General features: G+C 62.8%; 11 protein-coding genes and 5 tRNA genes. 6 read left to right on the forward strand and 10 right to left on the reverse strand.

All coding sequences use genetic code 11. The features are described 5' to 3' along the window. Positions 1-4,140: RHS repeat-associated core domain-containing protein (locus AC0ZZU_RS23075; protein WP_476343621.1), on the forward strand; the 4,140-nt coding region annotated here is incomplete at its 5' end. Positions 4,141-4,256: 116 nt separating this feature from the next. Here the strand turns inward: AC0ZZU_RS23075 and AC0ZZU_RS23080 are convergent. The 5 genes from AC0ZZU_RS23080 to AC0ZZU_RS23100 form a co-directional block, all read right to left on the reverse strand. Then, positions 4,257-4,332 (reverse strand) — tRNA-Gly (locus AC0ZZU_RS23080). Between the two features lie 86 nt (positions 4,333-4,418). After that, positions 4,419-4,494, reverse strand: a tRNA-Gly gene (locus AC0ZZU_RS23085). 3 nt (positions 4,495-4,497) lie between these two features. Next, positions 4,498-4,573: transfer RNA gene (locus AC0ZZU_RS23090), tRNA-Glu, on the reverse strand. Positions 4,574-4,668: 95 nt separating this feature from the next. Further along, positions 4,669-4,744: transfer RNA gene (locus tag AC0ZZU_RS23095), tRNA-Gly, on the reverse strand. A gap of 2 nt (positions 4,745-4,746) precedes the next feature. Next, a tRNA-Glu gene (locus AC0ZZU_RS23100) sits at positions 4,747-4,822 on the reverse strand. Between the two features lie 245 nt (positions 4,823-5,067). Here AC0ZZU_RS23100 and AC0ZZU_RS23105 point away from each other — a divergent pair. After that, positions 5,068-5,835 (forward strand): hypothetical protein, encoded by a 768-nt coding sequence (locus AC0ZZU_RS23105; protein WP_476343623.1) that lies wholly within the window; start codon positions 5,068-5,070, stop codon positions 5,833-5,835. A 104-nt stretch (positions 5,836-5,939) separates the two neighbouring features. Here AC0ZZU_RS23105 and AC0ZZU_RS23110 read toward each other — a convergent pair whose 3' ends face one another. Beyond that, positions 5,940-6,425, reverse strand: coding sequence for a GAF domain-containing protein (locus AC0ZZU_RS23110; protein WP_476343624.1), 486 nt, complete (start codon positions 6,423-6,425; stop codon positions 5,940-5,942). Then, positions 6,422-7,312 (reverse strand): ATP-binding protein, encoded by an 891-nt coding sequence (locus AC0ZZU_RS23115; protein WP_476343626.1) that lies wholly within the window; start codon positions 7,310-7,312, stop codon positions 6,422-6,424. The genes AC0ZZU_RS23110 and AC0ZZU_RS23115 overlap by 4 nt, the downstream gene beginning before the upstream one ends. 75 nt (positions 7,313-7,387) lie before the next feature. On the opposite strand from AC0ZZU_RS23115, the gene AC0ZZU_RS23120 reads away from it, so the two are divergent. Further along, a complete protein-coding gene (locus tag AC0ZZU_RS23120) occupies positions 7,388-9,748 on the forward strand; it encodes a hybrid sensor histidine kinase/response regulator (RefSeq protein WP_476343628.1) in 2,361 nt (786 codons plus the stop codon). On the opposite strand, the gene AC0ZZU_RS23125 is transcribed toward AC0ZZU_RS23120, so the two are convergent. Continuing rightward, positions 9,738-10,226: a glutathione peroxidase gene (locus AC0ZZU_RS23125; RefSeq protein WP_476343630.1), complete on the reverse strand. Its 489-nt coding sequence runs from the start codon at positions 10,224-10,226 to the stop codon at positions 9,738-9,740. The genes AC0ZZU_RS23120 and AC0ZZU_RS23125 overlap by 11 nt on opposite strands. Positions 10,227-10,240: 14 nt before the next feature. Then, complete coding sequence (gene msrB, locus AC0ZZU_RS23130) at positions 10,241-10,636, reverse strand: peptide-methionine (R)-S-oxide reductase MsrB (protein ID WP_476343632.1); 396 nt, start codon at positions 10,634-10,636, stop codon at positions 10,241-10,243. A gap of 167 nt (positions 10,637-10,803) precedes the next feature. Between msrB and AC0ZZU_RS23135 the strand changes: the two genes are divergently transcribed. Together AC0ZZU_RS23135 and htpX are read left to right on the forward strand one after the other, a co-directional pair. After that, positions 10,804-12,015 carry a pyridoxal phosphate-dependent aminotransferase gene (locus AC0ZZU_RS23135; protein ID WP_476343634.1) on the forward strand — a complete coding sequence of 404 codons (1,212 nt, stop codon included), beginning with the start codon at positions 10,804-10,806 and terminating at the stop codon, positions 12,013-12,015. Between the two features lie 197 nt (positions 12,016-12,212). Next, on the forward strand, positions 12,213-13,100 hold the full coding sequence (gene htpX / locus AC0ZZU_RS23140) for a protease HtpX (RefSeq protein WP_476343636.1): 888 nt from the start codon (positions 12,213-12,215) through the stop codon (positions 13,098-13,100). A 65-nt stretch (positions 13,101-13,165) separates the two neighbouring features. Here the strand turns inward: htpX and AC0ZZU_RS23145 are convergent, their stop codons facing one another. Next, positions 13,166-13,816: a thiopurine S-methyltransferase gene (locus AC0ZZU_RS23145; RefSeq protein ID WP_476343638.1), complete on the reverse strand. Its 651-nt coding sequence runs from the start codon at positions 13,814-13,816 to the stop codon at positions 13,166-13,168. A 103-nt stretch (positions 13,817-13,919) separates the two neighbouring features. Here AC0ZZU_RS23145 and AC0ZZU_RS23150 point away from each other — a divergent pair, with 103 nt between their 5' ends. After that, entirely contained in the window at positions 13,920-14,693 is a 774-nt protein-coding gene (locus tag AC0ZZU_RS23150; RefSeq protein ID WP_476343640.1) for a DODA-type extradiol aromatic ring-opening family dioxygenase, read from the forward strand. Positions 14,694-14,748: the final 55 nt, after the last annotated feature.

Genomic DNA, 14,748 nt, shown 5'->3' on the forward strand with positions numbered 1-14,748 from the left:
GAACAGGTGCAGACCCCCACGGGCGCCAGCGAGCACCTGCACTACAACGACGGCGGCCACGTGTTCCCGACGGCCAGCGGCCGTGCCGCGCTGCCCCGGGTGACCCGGCACCTGACCTACCCAGGCCTTGGCCAGCCCGTCATGGACGTACGCTACACCTACCCGGATGCCAGAAACTTCCTGGGCAATACGTTGCCGATCCAGTGGGACGATGACGGCCTGGACAACCTGTACAAGTACATTGGCGACTATGGCTACGGCTCGGTGGAAAGCCTGTGGGTCACCGAACGCATCGACGGTACGGACAAGGAACGCGAGGTGCGCCGCATCGAGCGAAGCTTCAACCAGTTCCACCTGCTGACCGAGGAAAAGACCACCCAGGGCAATAACGTCCAGACCATCACCACCGGCTATCACCTCACCCCGGCCGTGCCCTTCGAGCAGCAGGTCAGCTACTGCCAACTGCCCGCCACGGTCACCACCCGCTGGGCGTTGCTCGACGATGCCACCCAGAGCCGGGTCGAAACCGTTGCCAGCACCTACGACACCCACGGCAACCTGCTGACCCAGACCCAGGCCAACGGTGTGGCCGAAACCAGCACCTGGTACCCGGCCAGCGGTGCCGACGGCTGCCCGCCCGACCCGGAAGGCTTTGTCCGCCACCTCAAGGACAAGACCGTCACGCCATCGCCGGCGGGCAAGGGCGCCGCGCCTGTCCTCGTCCAGCGCTATCGCTACGTCAGCCTGCCTGCGCTCGACGGTTCCAGCCTGAACCCCTGGCATTCGGTAGACAGCGAGACCCTGGTGGAAGTCATTCCAGCGCCTCTGCAGCTCGGACATCCGACCCGCGCCACAGAAGAGGAGCGCCAGTGCACCTTGTTCTGCTATGTCAACAACCCGGACGACGCGCTTGCACACGGCCGCTTGGCCAGCCGCTGCGTGACACTCAACGGCCTGCAGACCCGCGTGGGCTTCAGCTATCTCAAGCTCGACGAGGGCAAATACACCACCGAGCCCGCGCTCAGGATTACCGAAGACACGACCGGTTACACCGGAGACACCCGCTCGCGGCTGCAGGAGCGCTCGCTGCTGAGCGGCTTGTCACTGCTCACGCGCGATGAGAATGACGTGGAGATCGCCTACTCCTACGATCGATTGCAACGCGTGGTCACCGAGACGGTCTCGCCGGATACCCGCCACTCGGCCGTACGCCAGTACGAGTACAGCCTGTGCGCCGAGCCCCAGGACCAAGCCAGCCAGACAGTGACCAGTGCCAGCCAGGTCGTCACCCAGACCACCCTGGACGGCCTGGGACGTACCATTGCCGAGCAACGCAACCATGTTCTGCAAGAGTACCCGCAACGCTTCTGCCAGATCCTGGAAAACAGTTACAACGCCTTGGGTCAGCATGTCGAGGAAACTACCCTGGATTGGCTGCAAGACCTCGACCCAGTGCGCCTTACGCACACTCTCCAATACGATGACTGGGGCCAGCAGTGCTGCACCGTCGGGCCCGATGGGGTCGAGCAACACCAGTGGCTGGACCCGCTAGGCACCCCTGAGCATCGCGGTCCTGTTCGGCGCAGCTGGCAGCAGAGCCCAGGCACTGCGCCGCAGGTCAGCGCCATGATGGAAATCTGGCTCAACCTGTTCGAAAAACCTGATCAGGTTCGCCGTCTGAGAGCCGACCGCTCGCTCAAGGCTAGCCGGAGTTTCGAGTATGACGGTTTGGGACGCTGCCTGAGCGAGACAGATGAGCGGCGCAATATCACCCGCTTCACCTACGATGCGTGGGGACGAATGCTCAGCAGTCGCCTGCCCGATGACACGCTGGTCGAGCGCAGTTACGCCACGCACAGCAGCACCGAGTTGCCCGTCAGCCTCACCGTGACGCCTTACAACCAGGCGCAGCCTCAGCGGGTAGTGGGCACCCAGGTGTTCGATGGCCTGGACCGCCTGATCGAGGTGCGCACCGGTAACCGCCTCGAAACCTATCGCTACGATGGTGGCCAGACCCGCCCAGACCAGAAGATCACGCCAGCTCGCGACGTCATCGATTACCACTACCAGCTCTCGCTCTCCGATCAACCGACCTCGAGCCTGGCTGCAGACGACCAGGCGACTTTCGACTACGATCCGGTAACCGCCAATCTCACCCAGACGGCCAATGCCAAGGGTACGCGCAACTATGACTACAACGCTGCCAATCAACTGACCGCGGAACACTGGCGCGAGCCGAGCGGCGCATCCCGCACCACCTTGCATGTGAGTTCGCAGCAGGACCGGCCGCTCAGCCGCACGGATGACGCTGGCAATGTCACTGCCTATGGATACGACAAGCAGGGTCGCCTGGCATGCACCACGCAGGGCCAGGTGAAGATCACGCACGAGTACGATTCGCTGGGCCGTCCGTCGTGCACCACCACCCACGACCTGACCGCCGACAGTACGCTGGTGACGGCGCTTACGTATGACGAGCATGACCAGGAAACTGAACGTACGCTGCGCTTGAACAGCCAGCCCGAGCGCACCCTCAACCAGACGTGGGACAACGACGGTCTGCTGCAGAGCCGCTGCCTGAGCGAAGCCGGCGTTACCCTGCTCGATGAATCCTTCACCTACGACAAGCGAGGGCGCCTGTTCACCCATGCCTGCTCGGGCCCGCAACTGCCCAAGGACGCGCTCGGCCGCGCCATCACCTACCAGCGTTTCTCTTTCGACGCCTATGACAACATCACCCGCACCATCACCCAGTTCGCCGATCATCCCAACGAGGTGGCGAGCTTCACCTACGCTGGGGCAGACGATCCGTGCCAGTTGCGCAGCATCGCCTACAACCCGGCCAGGACCACGGCCAACCCGGCATTCACCTACGACGCCAACGGCAACCTGCTCAACGATGAACATGGCCGCCGCCTGCGCTATGACAGCCAGGGCCGCTTGCTTCGGGTCGAGGACAGTTCAGGGCAGACGACAGGCCAGTATCAGTATGATGGCCATGGCCAGCTGTTTGGTGCGCGCCAGGGGACAGAAGACGAGACCCTGATGTTCTACGACGGTGACCGCTTGAGCCTGGCCATCCGCGGTACGCTGCGTACCCAGTATCTGTACGATGGTGACCAGCCCACCGCCCAGCAACAAACAGGCGACAAGAGCTTTGCTTTGCTGTTACAAGCCAATGCCAGCCGTAGCGTGATCGCCGAGAGCAAGCAAGGCGTGCTGCGCGACGTGAGCTACTGCGCCTTCGGCGAGCGCGCAGCTGATTCGATGCTGAGCAGTGGACTAGGGCTCAACGGCGAAGTCATCGATCCTGCCAGCGGCTGGTACCTGCTTGGCCGTGGCTACCGTGCCTATAACCCGGCGCTCATGCGTTTTCACAGCCCCGATTCGCTCAGCCCATTCGGCAACGGTGGCGTAAACTGCTACGGCTACTGCCTGGGCAACCCGATTACCTTCCGCGACCCGACCGGGCACAGCGCCATTGGTTGGAGCGGGCGGCTGCGCCGACCGGATGAGGACCTGACCGCCGGGCTCGGCAAAGGGGGAGGATCCGGGGCTATGCCATGGATCTATCTTGGCATTGGTGTGGTGTTCGCGCTCGGCGCGATCTTCACCGCAGGAGCGGCAATCGGCGCACTGGTGGGTGCCACTGTCGCAACCACGGCGCTTGTGGCCAAGGTTGCGGTATCGACCACGGTCGCCATGCTGTCGGTGAGCGCCACGGTTGCCCAAGGGGTGGCGGTGTTACGCGGTGACGAAACAGCGGGCAAGGTAGCGGAGTATCTAGGCTACGCCACTGCGGCGATTTCGATGACGGCGGTTGCCCACACGGGAGTCAAGTGGGTGCATTCGGTGGCGAAAAGAAGCTTCAGGCCCAAGGGCGTTATCGCAGCTGCGGCCGCCCAGGCAACATCTCAGGCAGGCATAACATCGAGAATCAGCGATTCAGCGGTGGAGCTATCAGCACCGGCTGCAGCTCGCCCCACCCTGCCACCGCCGCCGGTCCCTCTGAAAACTTGGGGGCCCAGTGTGATGTACAAAAATTTCACCGAAAACATCAAGACTGCAAGGACAGTTGCGCAGGTGAATAGAGGCCAGCAAGAGCGCTATGCCGCGAGCCTCGCCACCATCAGACGTTGAAACCCGCTATGAGATATGGCCTGCCTGAACAGCATCAGCGGCAGGCAGTATCTTGATCAGGCGGCCCCCGAGCATCCAAAAAAAAACGCCACTCAAAGAGTGACGTTTTTCATGTTTGGAGCGGGAAACGAGACTCGAACTCGCGACCCCGACCTTGGCAAGGTCGTGCTCTACCAACTGAGCTATTCCCGCAATTTAAAGCTTTACTGCTAACCGGCGTGAAGCACCTTTACGATCTTCACCACCACTGTATCGCATGAACGCCACAGTATTAAAACTGGAGCGGGAAACGAGACTCGAACTCGCGACCCCGACCTTGGCAAGGTCGTGCTCTACCAACTGAGCTATTCCCGCAAATGGCGTCCCCTAGGGGACTCGAACCCCTGTTACCGCCGTGAAAGGGCGGTGTCCTAGGCCACTAGACGAAGGGGACATAGCCGACGCTTTTCAGCGTACCAGGAGCGAAGCCTTGCGGCTGGACCTGGATTTTCTTTACAAGCCTCGCCCTGGAGCGTTGCCTTTGTAAACTGGAGCGGGAAACGAGACTCGAACTCGCGACCCCGACCTTGGCAAGGTCGTGCTCTACCAACTGAGCTATTCCCGCAATGGCGTCCCCTAGGGGACTCGAACCCCTGTTACCGCCGTGAAAGGGCGGTGTCCTAGGCCACTAGACGAAGGGGACACACTACAACTTCACTTCCTGCAACGTTTCGCTGTGTGCTTTACGCTGCAAGTGGCGCGCATTCTAGGGATGCCAGTAAAAGCCGTCAACACTTTTCTATAAATTTATTGAAATCAATGACTTCCTGTCCGGCACCGGGCCATGGGAGTAAGCGTGACGGACTTCGCGTTCCGCCGGACAGCCCTATCGGCTGCAGGGCGAACCCACTACACTCAATGGGATAACTACATAATGAGGCACTACCGGTGACCCCACTCCTGATCACCCTGCTCGTCGTCGCAGGCATCGCATTGCTGATCGTGATCGGCTACCTCAACAATCTAGTCGAGCGCGGCAAACTGGAGCGCGCCCGGCTGAAGATGGAGCTCAGCGACCGTCTGCGCCGCTGTGGCGAAATCACCGAGACGTTCCCGGGCCAGTTCATGACCCCGGCGCTCAAGTTGCTGCTGACCCGTCTTGAACTGAACATCAATCAGCGCCAGCTGCTGCTCGACAAGAACAACGCCCAGATAAAGGCACGCATCGCCGAGCTCGAGGGGCTGATTGGCCAGGGTGAAGGGATCCCGGTCAACAACCCGCCGAACCCGATCCAGACCGAGGTCAAGGCCAAGGACGTGCGTTTTCTGCTGGAGGCCCTGCATCACCAGATCGTCCGGGCGACCCAGGAGGGTTTCCTGCAGAACAACGAAAGCAAGCAGTGGGTGAAGGAGATACGCCACATCCTTGTGCTGCTGCATATCGAGTTCTTCAACAACCTCGGGCAACAGGCGTTGCAGCAAGGCGAGCCCGGGCAGGCCCGCCTGGCTTTCGAGCGCGGCGCGCAGTACTTGCGCAAGCAGCCTGAGCCTGCGGTGTACCAGGAGCAGCTGGCGTATATGGAGAAGCTGCTCGCCCGGGCCAATGCCCAGGTGCTGGACCAGCTGGAGCCGGCTGCGGATGAGCAGAATGAGTTGACCGAAGGGCTCAAGACGGACGAGAACGAGACCTGGAAGAAGAAAGTGATCTACGACTGATGGACGCCCGACACACCCACGCCCCCCTGTAGGAGCGGCGTCCCGGCACAAGGCCGTTCCTACAGGGGCAGGCATATCGAGGCGGCAGGAGCGGCGCGTCGGGGTCAGGGGAGATGGGTCAGCTCGAGGAAGATCGCTGCCAGCTTCTCCAGCCCTGCCTGGTCCGCCTCGCTGAAACGCCCTACCTTCGGACTGTCCAGGTCCAGTACGCCAATCAGCCGGCCCTCCTTTACCAGCGGGATCACCAGCTCGCTGTTCGATGCGCTGTCACAGGCAATATGCCCGGGAAACGCATGCACGTCCTCGACCCGCTGGGTCTGCCGGGTGGCCGCCGCTGCGCCGCACACGCCGCGGCCGAAGGGAATGCGCACGCAGGCTACCTGGCCCTGGAACGGGCCGAGCACCAGCTCTTCATTGCGGTTCAGGTAAAACCCCGCCCAGTTCAGGTCATCGACCTGATGGTAGATAAAGGCCGAGAACTGCGCGGCGTTGGCAATGAAGTCGCGCTCCTCTGCGAACAGCGACTGCACTTGCGCGGCCAGCAGGTCGTAGCCATCGAGGCCGGCACCACTGGCGTTAAGATCGATCATCGTTTTTGCTCCAGCAATTGCAGTCCGACCCAGTAGCGGGCGAACTGGTAGGCACAACGGCCATTTCGGTTGCCACGGCCGGTTGCCCAGCGCACGGCGAGTGTGTCGAGCGCTTCGTCACGCTGCCAGGCAAGCCCGGCATCATCGGCAAGCTGGCCGATCCAGTGCTCGACCACATCCAGGAAATGCTCCTGGGAGAACGGGTAGAACGACAGCCACAAGCCAAAGCGGTCCGACAGGGCGATCTTGTCTTCCACCGCCTCGTTGGGGTGCAGCTCGCCGTCGACCATCTTCCAGTTCTCGTTGTCGCTCTGCTTTTCAGGCACCAGGTGGCGACGGTTGGAGGTGGCGTACAGCAACACGTTGTCCGGCGCCTGCTCCAGCGAGCCGTCAAGCACGCTCTTGAGCACCCGGTAGTCGCCCTCCCCGGCCTCGAACGACAGGTCGTCGCAAAACAGCACGAAGCGCTGCTCGTGCTTCGACAGTTGCTCGACCACGCGCGGCAGGTCAGCCAGGTGATCACGCTCGATCTCGATCAGGCGCAGGCCGGCACCGGCGTGCTCGGCCAGCAGGGCGCGCACCAGTGACGACTTGCCGGTGCCGCGCGAACCCCACAGCAAGGCGTGGTTGGCAGGCATGCCGTCGATGAACTGCGCGGTGTTGCGTCCCAGCTGGTCACGCTGCTGGTCGACACCAATCAGGTCTGAAAGACGAATGTCCAGGCTCACTTCAAGCGGCATCAGGTAGCCGCTGCGCCCGTCACGCTGCCAGCGCGCGGCCAGGCATTGCTGCCAGTCGATGGCCTGGCGTGTCGCAGGCAACAGGGGTTCAAGGCGAGCGAGCACGGATTCCGCGCGCTCCAGGAAAGCAGTCAAACGAGCGTCCACGACAACTCCTCAAACAAATACAAGGGCAAGGCTGAACAGATGACAGGACGTGCCAGCAGCCGAGGTCGATCAGCTATGCTTGCGCAGCGCACGGAACGTGAAACTGGCTCGGGACTCATGGATATCAAGTTCACCAATCGCCTGTCCTACAAGCAAGCCCGGTTGACGGTGCTGGTCGGCTTCATCCTGGGGACCTTGCTCAGTTTTATCCAGATCGGGATGGATTATGCCAGCGAAAACGCCTCCATCAACCGCGAAGTGCGGGCCCTGCTGCAAATCAGCCATAACCCGGCCTCGCGCATCGCCTACAACATCGACGCCGAACTCGCCCAGGAACTCACCGGCGGGCTGTTGCGCTCGCCCGCGATCATCCACGCGCGGCTGATCGACAACAACAAGACCGTCCTGGCCAACGTCTGGCGCCCGCGCCAGGAGACCCGCTGGCGGGTGTTCAGCGACTTTCTGTTCGGTGAGGAGCGCCACTTCCAGGACCGCCTGTACCTTGGGCACCTGCCGGACCAGTACCTCGGCACACTGTACCTGGACGTCGACACCTACGCCTTCGGTGGGCGTTTCATCGAGCGCGCGGGCATCACCCTGCTCTCCGGCTTCGCCCGCAGCCTGGTGCTGACCGGGATCCTGCTGGCGCTGTTCTACATGATGCTGACCAAGCCCCTGGTCACGGTGATCCGTGCACTGAGCAAGACCAATCCCCGTGAACCGGGGCAGACCCGGCTCTCGTTTCCCAAGGGTCACGAGCAGGACGAGATCGGCGTGCTGGTGAAGGTCGCCAACCAGCAGTTCGTCAGCATGGCCGCCGAGATCCATCAGCGGCGCACTGCGGAGGACCGGCTCAATGAATATCTCAGCGAGCTGGAGAACATTGTCTCGTCGCGCACCGAGGAGCTCAAGGCGAGCAACAGCAGCCTGAGCCAGTCCAACCTGGAACTGGAACAAGCGCGCCGCCGTGCGCTGGACATGGCCCAGGCACGCGCAGCGTTCCTGGCCAACATGAGCCACGAGATCCGTACGCCGCTCAACGGATTGCTGGGCATGATCGCCCTTTCGCTGGATGGCCCCCTGAGCGCCGAGCAACGCCAGCAGCTGTCGATCGCCCATGACTCGGGCAAGGTGCTGGTGGAGCTGCTCAACGATGTGCTGGACCTGTCCAAGTTCGACGCCGGGCAGCTCCAGCTCGAGCGCATCCCCTTCGACATGGGCGCGCTGGTCGAGAACACCGCCAACCTGTTGTCGCAGAACGTGGCACCCAGTGCCGAGCTGACCTGCCTGATCGGGCCGGACTTTCCCAGCATGCTGCTGGGAGATCCGACCCGGGTGCGGCAGATTGTCAGCAACCTGTTGTCGAACGCGCTCAAGTTCACCCGCTTTGGCCGGGTCGATGTACGGCTGGACATGTACAACGGCGGCGTGCGCCTTGAGGTCCGGGACAGCGGCATCGGCATTGCGCAAGAGGCCCAGGCACGGATCTTCCAGCCCTTTACCCAGGCCGGCGCGGGTATCACCCGTCAATATGGCGGTACCGGCCTGGGCCTGGCACTGGCCAACAACCTGTGCAAAGCCATGCACGGGGAGCTGCACATCAGCTCGCAAGCCGGCTTCGGCAGCTGCTTCACCGCCGAATTGCCCCTCAACGTGCATACCCCAGCGGTGGCGGCGCCCCCCTTGCAAGGCCGGGTAGCGATGCTGGGCAGCACCGGCAGCGGGCTCTGTGAGCTGCTGCAGATGCTGTTGCCGGAATGGGGCCTGGACTACTCGCGCGTCGACCGTGCAGACATGCTGACCGGCACGCAGCCTGACCTGTTGATCATCGACGACCTGGATTACCTCAAGGACCTGCGTCCGGCCTTCACCGCGCCGATTCTGCTGGTGACCGCCTACGGCAGGTTCCTCCCGGTCGACCAGGCCACGCTGCTGGCGCCGCTCCAGCAACTGGCCCGTCCGCTGGCTCGCAGTTCCTTCTACCAGATGCTGCGCCGCACCCTGCAGGGCGCCGAGTCGGCCACACCGTTGCCCCACGAGGGTTCGGCGGGCAGCCTGAGCCGGGCACGCGTACTGCTGGTGGAGGACAACCCGGTCAACCAGATGGTGGCCAAGGGCATGCTGGCCAAGCTGGGCTGCGAGGTCGAAATCGCCGTGCAAGGCGCCGAAGCCTTGTCCCTGCTGGAGGGGCAAGCCTTCGACCTGGTGCTGATGGACTGCAACATGCCGGTGATGGATGGCTACGAGGCCAGCCGGCGCATCCGCAGGGATGGCCGCTGGCTGGAATTGCCCATCGTCGCGCTCACTGCCAACGCCATGCCCGAAGAGCGCGAGCGCTGCCGCGCGGCCGGCATGGACGACTACCTGGCCAAGCCGTTCCGCCGCGAAGAGCTGCTGGCGCTGCTTGATCACTGGGCACCGCCGGTCAGCGGCTGAGCAACTGCTCGATCGAGTCGACCAACGCCTGCGGCTTGGTGCTGGGGGCATAGCGGTGGACCTGGCCGCTGGCCGGGTCGATCAGGAACTTGGTGAAGTTCCACTTGACCCGTTCGGTACCAAACAGCCCGGGCGCACGCTTCTTCAACTCGTTGAACAGCGGATGGGCCAGTGAGCCATTCACTTCGATCTTGCGAAACATCGGGAAACTGACCCCGAAATTGGCTTCGCAGAACTGCGCGATCTCGCGCGCGTCGCCCGGTTCCTGTTTGCCAAACTGGTTGCAGGGAAAGCCCAGGACCACCAGCCCGCGCTCGCGGTAGCGCTGCCACAACTGCTCGAGGCCCTTGTATTGCGGGGTGAAACCACACTGGCTGGCGGTATTGACCACCAGCAGTGCCTTGCCCGGGAAATCGCCCAGTACCTTGTGCTCACCGCCCAGGGTGACACAGGGAATGTTCAGCAATGCATCGGCCATCAAAGCTCTCCAGGTCAGTCGCGCGGCTGGAAGTCCAGGCACACCGAGTTGATGCAGTAGCGCAGGCCGGTAGGCGGCGGTCCGTCGGGAAATACATGGCCCAGGTGCGCGTCACAGCGGGCGCAGGTCACCTCGGTACGGATCATGCCGTGGGAAATGTCGCGTATCTCGACCATCGCGCGCTCCTCGATCGGCGCATAGAAGCTGGGCCAGCCGCAACCCGAGTCGAACTTGGTGCTCGAATCGAACAGCGGCTCGGTGCAACAGATGCAGGTGTACACGCCCTCACGGCGCTCGCTGTTGTACTTGCCGCTGAACGGCCGTTCGGTGCCCTTGAGGCGGCACACCTGGTACTGGGCGGGATCGAGCATCTCGCGCCATTCTTCCAGGGTTTTTTCGAGCTTTTCCATGACTGTACCTCGGCAGGCTAAAAACCCCGCGCTCTGGCTTTTGTCTAGCGCGGGCGGCACGTATATTATTGCGCCTCTATCTCAGACATCAGTCTGGCACCCGCGCCCCACGTTTTTCAAACCCTTTGACAGCAACGCGCGGCGACTTCTCCAACCGGGATCACATCATGCAGTTCAGCAAATCGAACAAGCTCGCCAATGTCTGCTACGACATTCGTGGCCCAGTGCTCAAGCACGCCAAGCGTCTGGAAGAGGAAGGCCACCGCATCCTCAAGCTGAACATCGGCAACCCGGCGCCGTTTGGCTTCGAGGCGCCGGAGGAAATCCTCCAGGACGTGATCCGCAACCTGCCGACCGCCCAGGGCTACAGCGACTCCAAGGGCCTGTTCAGCGCGCGCAAGGCGGTTATGCAGTACTGCCAGCAAAAGCAGATCGAAGGTGTCAGCATCGAGGACATCTACCTGGGCAACGGCGTGTCCGAACTGATCGTGATGTCGATGCAGGCCCTGCTCAACAATGGCGACGAAGTGCTGATCCCGGCACCCGATTATCCTCTGTGGACCGCTGCGGTGAGCCTGGCGGGCGGCAAGCCGGTGCACTACCTGTGCGACGAGCAGGCCGACTGGTTCCCTGACCTGGACGACATCAAGTCCAAGATCACCTCCAGCACCAAAGCCCTGGTGATCATCAACCCCAACAACCCCACCGGCGCCGTGTACTCACGCGAGCTGCTGCTGGGCATGCTGGAGCTGGCCCGCCAGCACAACCTGGTGGTGTTCTCGGACGAGATCTACGACAAGATCCTCTATGACGAAGCCGTGCACATCAGCACCGCCGCCCTGGCCCCCGACCTGCTCTGCCTGACCTTCAACGGCCTGTCCAAGTCGTACCGCGTGGCGGGCTTCCGTTCGGGCTGGCTGATCATCTCCGGGCCCAAGCAACATGCCCAGAGCTACATCGAAGGCATCGACATGCTGGCCAACATGCGCCTGTGCGCCAACGTGCCGGCCCAGCATGCCATCCAGACCGCCCTGGGCGGCTACCAGAGCATCAACGACCTGGTGCTGCCGCCTGGCCGCCTGCTGGAGCAGCGCAACCGCACCTGGGAGCTGCTCAACGACATCCCCGGGGTGAGCTGCGTCAAGCCGATGGGCGCACTGTATGCGTTTCCGAAGATCGACCCCAAGGTCTGCCCGATCCACAACGACGAGAAGTTCGTGCTCGACCTGCTGCTGTCCGAGCGGTTGCTGGTAGTGCAAGGCACGGCGTTCAACTGGCCTTGGCCGGATCACTTCCGCGTGGTGACGTTGCCGCGGGTGGATGACCTGGAGCAGGCGATCGGGCGGATCGGGAGTTTCCTGCGGACTTACCAGCAGTAACAGCGGGTTGCTGCGCGGCCCTGCCCCGGTACACCTTCTTACATCCTGCAATGCTCTATCCCACGGACCGGTTCCGATCCTCTGTCATACTCCGCGGTACACAGTTTGAAATAGTCGGCCGGTTGAATCAGCAACTGGCCCGCCTTATATACCCGGCACTACGCAACAATTTCATCCGTCAGGAGAACGTAACAACCATGATGCGCATCTTACTGTTCGTCGCCACCAACCTGGCGGTCGTGCTGATTGCCAGCATCACCCTGAGCCTGTTTGGCTTCAACGGGTTCATGGCGGCCAACGGGGTCGACCTCGACCTCGGTCAACTGCTGGTCTTCTGCGCTGTGTTCGGTTTCGCAGGCTCGTTGATTTCGCTGTTCATCTCTAAGTGGATGGCGAAGATGAGCACCGGCACGCAGGTCATCACCCAACCTCGCACCCGCCACGAGCAGTGGCTGCTGCAGACCGTGGAAGAGCTGTCCCGCGAAGCCGGCATCAAGATGCCCGAAGTGGGTATCTTCCCGGCCTACGAGGCCAACGCCTTCGCCACCGGCTGGAACCGTAACGACGCGCTGGTCGCGGTCAGCCAAGGCCTGCTCGAGCGCTTCTCGCCCGATGAAGTCCGTGCAGTGCTGGCCCACGAGATCGGCCACGTGGCCAACGGCGACATGGTCACCCTGGCGCTGGTGCAGGGCGTGGTGAACACCTTCGTGATGTTCTTCGCCCGCATCATCGGCAACTTCGTCGACAAGGTGATCTTCAAGAACGAAGAAGGCCGCGGCATCGCCTTCTTCGTCGCCACCATCGTCGCCGAGCTGGTGCTGGGCATCCTCGCCAGCGTGATCGTCATGTGGTTCTCGCGCCGTCGTGAATACCGCGCCGACGAAGCGGGTGCCCGCCTGGCCGGTACCAACGCGATGATCGGGGCCCTGCAGCGCCTGCGCTCGGAGCAGGGCCTGCCGGTGCACATGCCCGATACCATGAAGGCCTTCGGCATCAATGGCGGTCTCAAGCAGGGCCTCGCCGGCCTGCTGATGAGCCACCCGCCGCTCGAAGATCGAATCGACGCACTGCGCCGCCGCGGCTGATCCAGGCCATGCATGAAAAAGGGCGACTTCGGTCGCCCTTTTTCATGCGCCCTGCAGGAGCGGGCTCAGCGCTGGATGCGGTACACCCGCTCGAACAGGCTGGGCACGCCCGCCTGGACGAACTTGGGACTGTCCTCAAGGATATCGCAGGCCTGCACCTGCCCTACCCGCCAACCCTCGAACAGTCGCTGCACCTCGTCATCGGTCACCGCGAACGGCGGGCCGTCGAGATGCACCTGGTCGTAATCCAGGGTCACCAGAAGCAGATCGCAGGCTGCCGGCAGGATCTGGCCGAGATGCTGCACGTAGCGCTCGCGCATGGGCGGTGGCAAGGCGATCAGGGCTGCCCTGTCATAGACGGCGACGCAATCGGCGACGTCCTCGGCCCGAAGCTCGAAGAAATCCCCCTGCCATACCTCGATCTCGGCGGTGCGCCACCGGGTGAAACCACCCTGCTCGAGCACGTCGGCCTCCAGGCCTTGCTCGTGGAAGAAATCCAGCACGGCCTTTTCGGAAATCTCCACCCCCAGGACGCGGTACCCCTGCGCCGCAAGCCACAGCATGTCCAGGCTCTTGCCACACAACGGCACCAGCACCCGGCTGCCCGGCGCCAGGCCCAATGACGGCCAGTGATTGTGCAGATAGGCGTTCACCTGGGGTTGGTGAAAACCGATCTGGTTGTCTTCCCACCGTTTGTACCAGAATGCTGGCTCCATGGATCGCTCCTGAAAATTCGATTGAAAGGCTGCAAGATTTATATTGGATCTCGATGCTGCACCTGCTTGAAGATAGTTTCATCTTAACCCTCAGGACACTGCCATGCTGCCCAGCCTGTTCATTTCCCATGGTTCCCCCATGCTTGCCCTTCAGCCCGGGGCGAGTGGGCCTGCGCTAGCGGCGCTGGCCCAGTCATTGGCGCGGCCCAAGGCTATCGTGGTGGTGTCCGCACACTGGGAAAGCCGGGACCTGCTGGTGACCAGCCACCCCCAGCCTGAAACCTGGCACGACTTCGGCGGATTTCCTGCGGCGCTCTATGCGGTGCAGTACCCCGCCCCCGGCGAGCCCGAGTTGGCGATACGGGTTCGCGATCTGCTGACGGCTGCAGGCCTGCCGGCACGGCTGGACTCCCAGCGGCCTTTCGACCATGGCAGCTGGGTACCGTTGTCGCTGATGTATCCCCAGGCGGATATCCCGGTGATCCAGGTATCGATGCCCAGCCAGCTAGGGCCGGCTCTACAGGTGCGGGTTGGCGAGGCGCTGGCCCGGTTGTGCGGGGAAGACATCCTGCTGATAGGGTCTGGCAGCATTACCCACAACCTTGGCGAGCTGGACTGGCATGCCGGCCCGGAGACCATCGAGCCGTGGGCGCTGGCGTTTCGGGATTGGATAGTGGACAGGCTGAAGGCTGGTGATCGCAGCGCCCTGCTCGACTATCGCCGGCAGGCGCCGTTCGCGGCGCGCAACCATCCCAGCGACGAGCACCTGTTGCCGCTGTTCTTCGCGCTGGGCGCGGGGGAACGATTCGGCATCGTGCACCAAGGTTTCACCCTGGGCGCCTTGGGCATGGACATCTACAGGTTCGATCCCCTGTAGGAGCGGCCTCGTGCCGGGACGCCGGACCGCGCGAAAGGGCCGCAAAGCGGCCCCA

The sequence above is a fragment of the Pseudomonas sp. JE3303 genome (genome assembly GCF_056312565.1).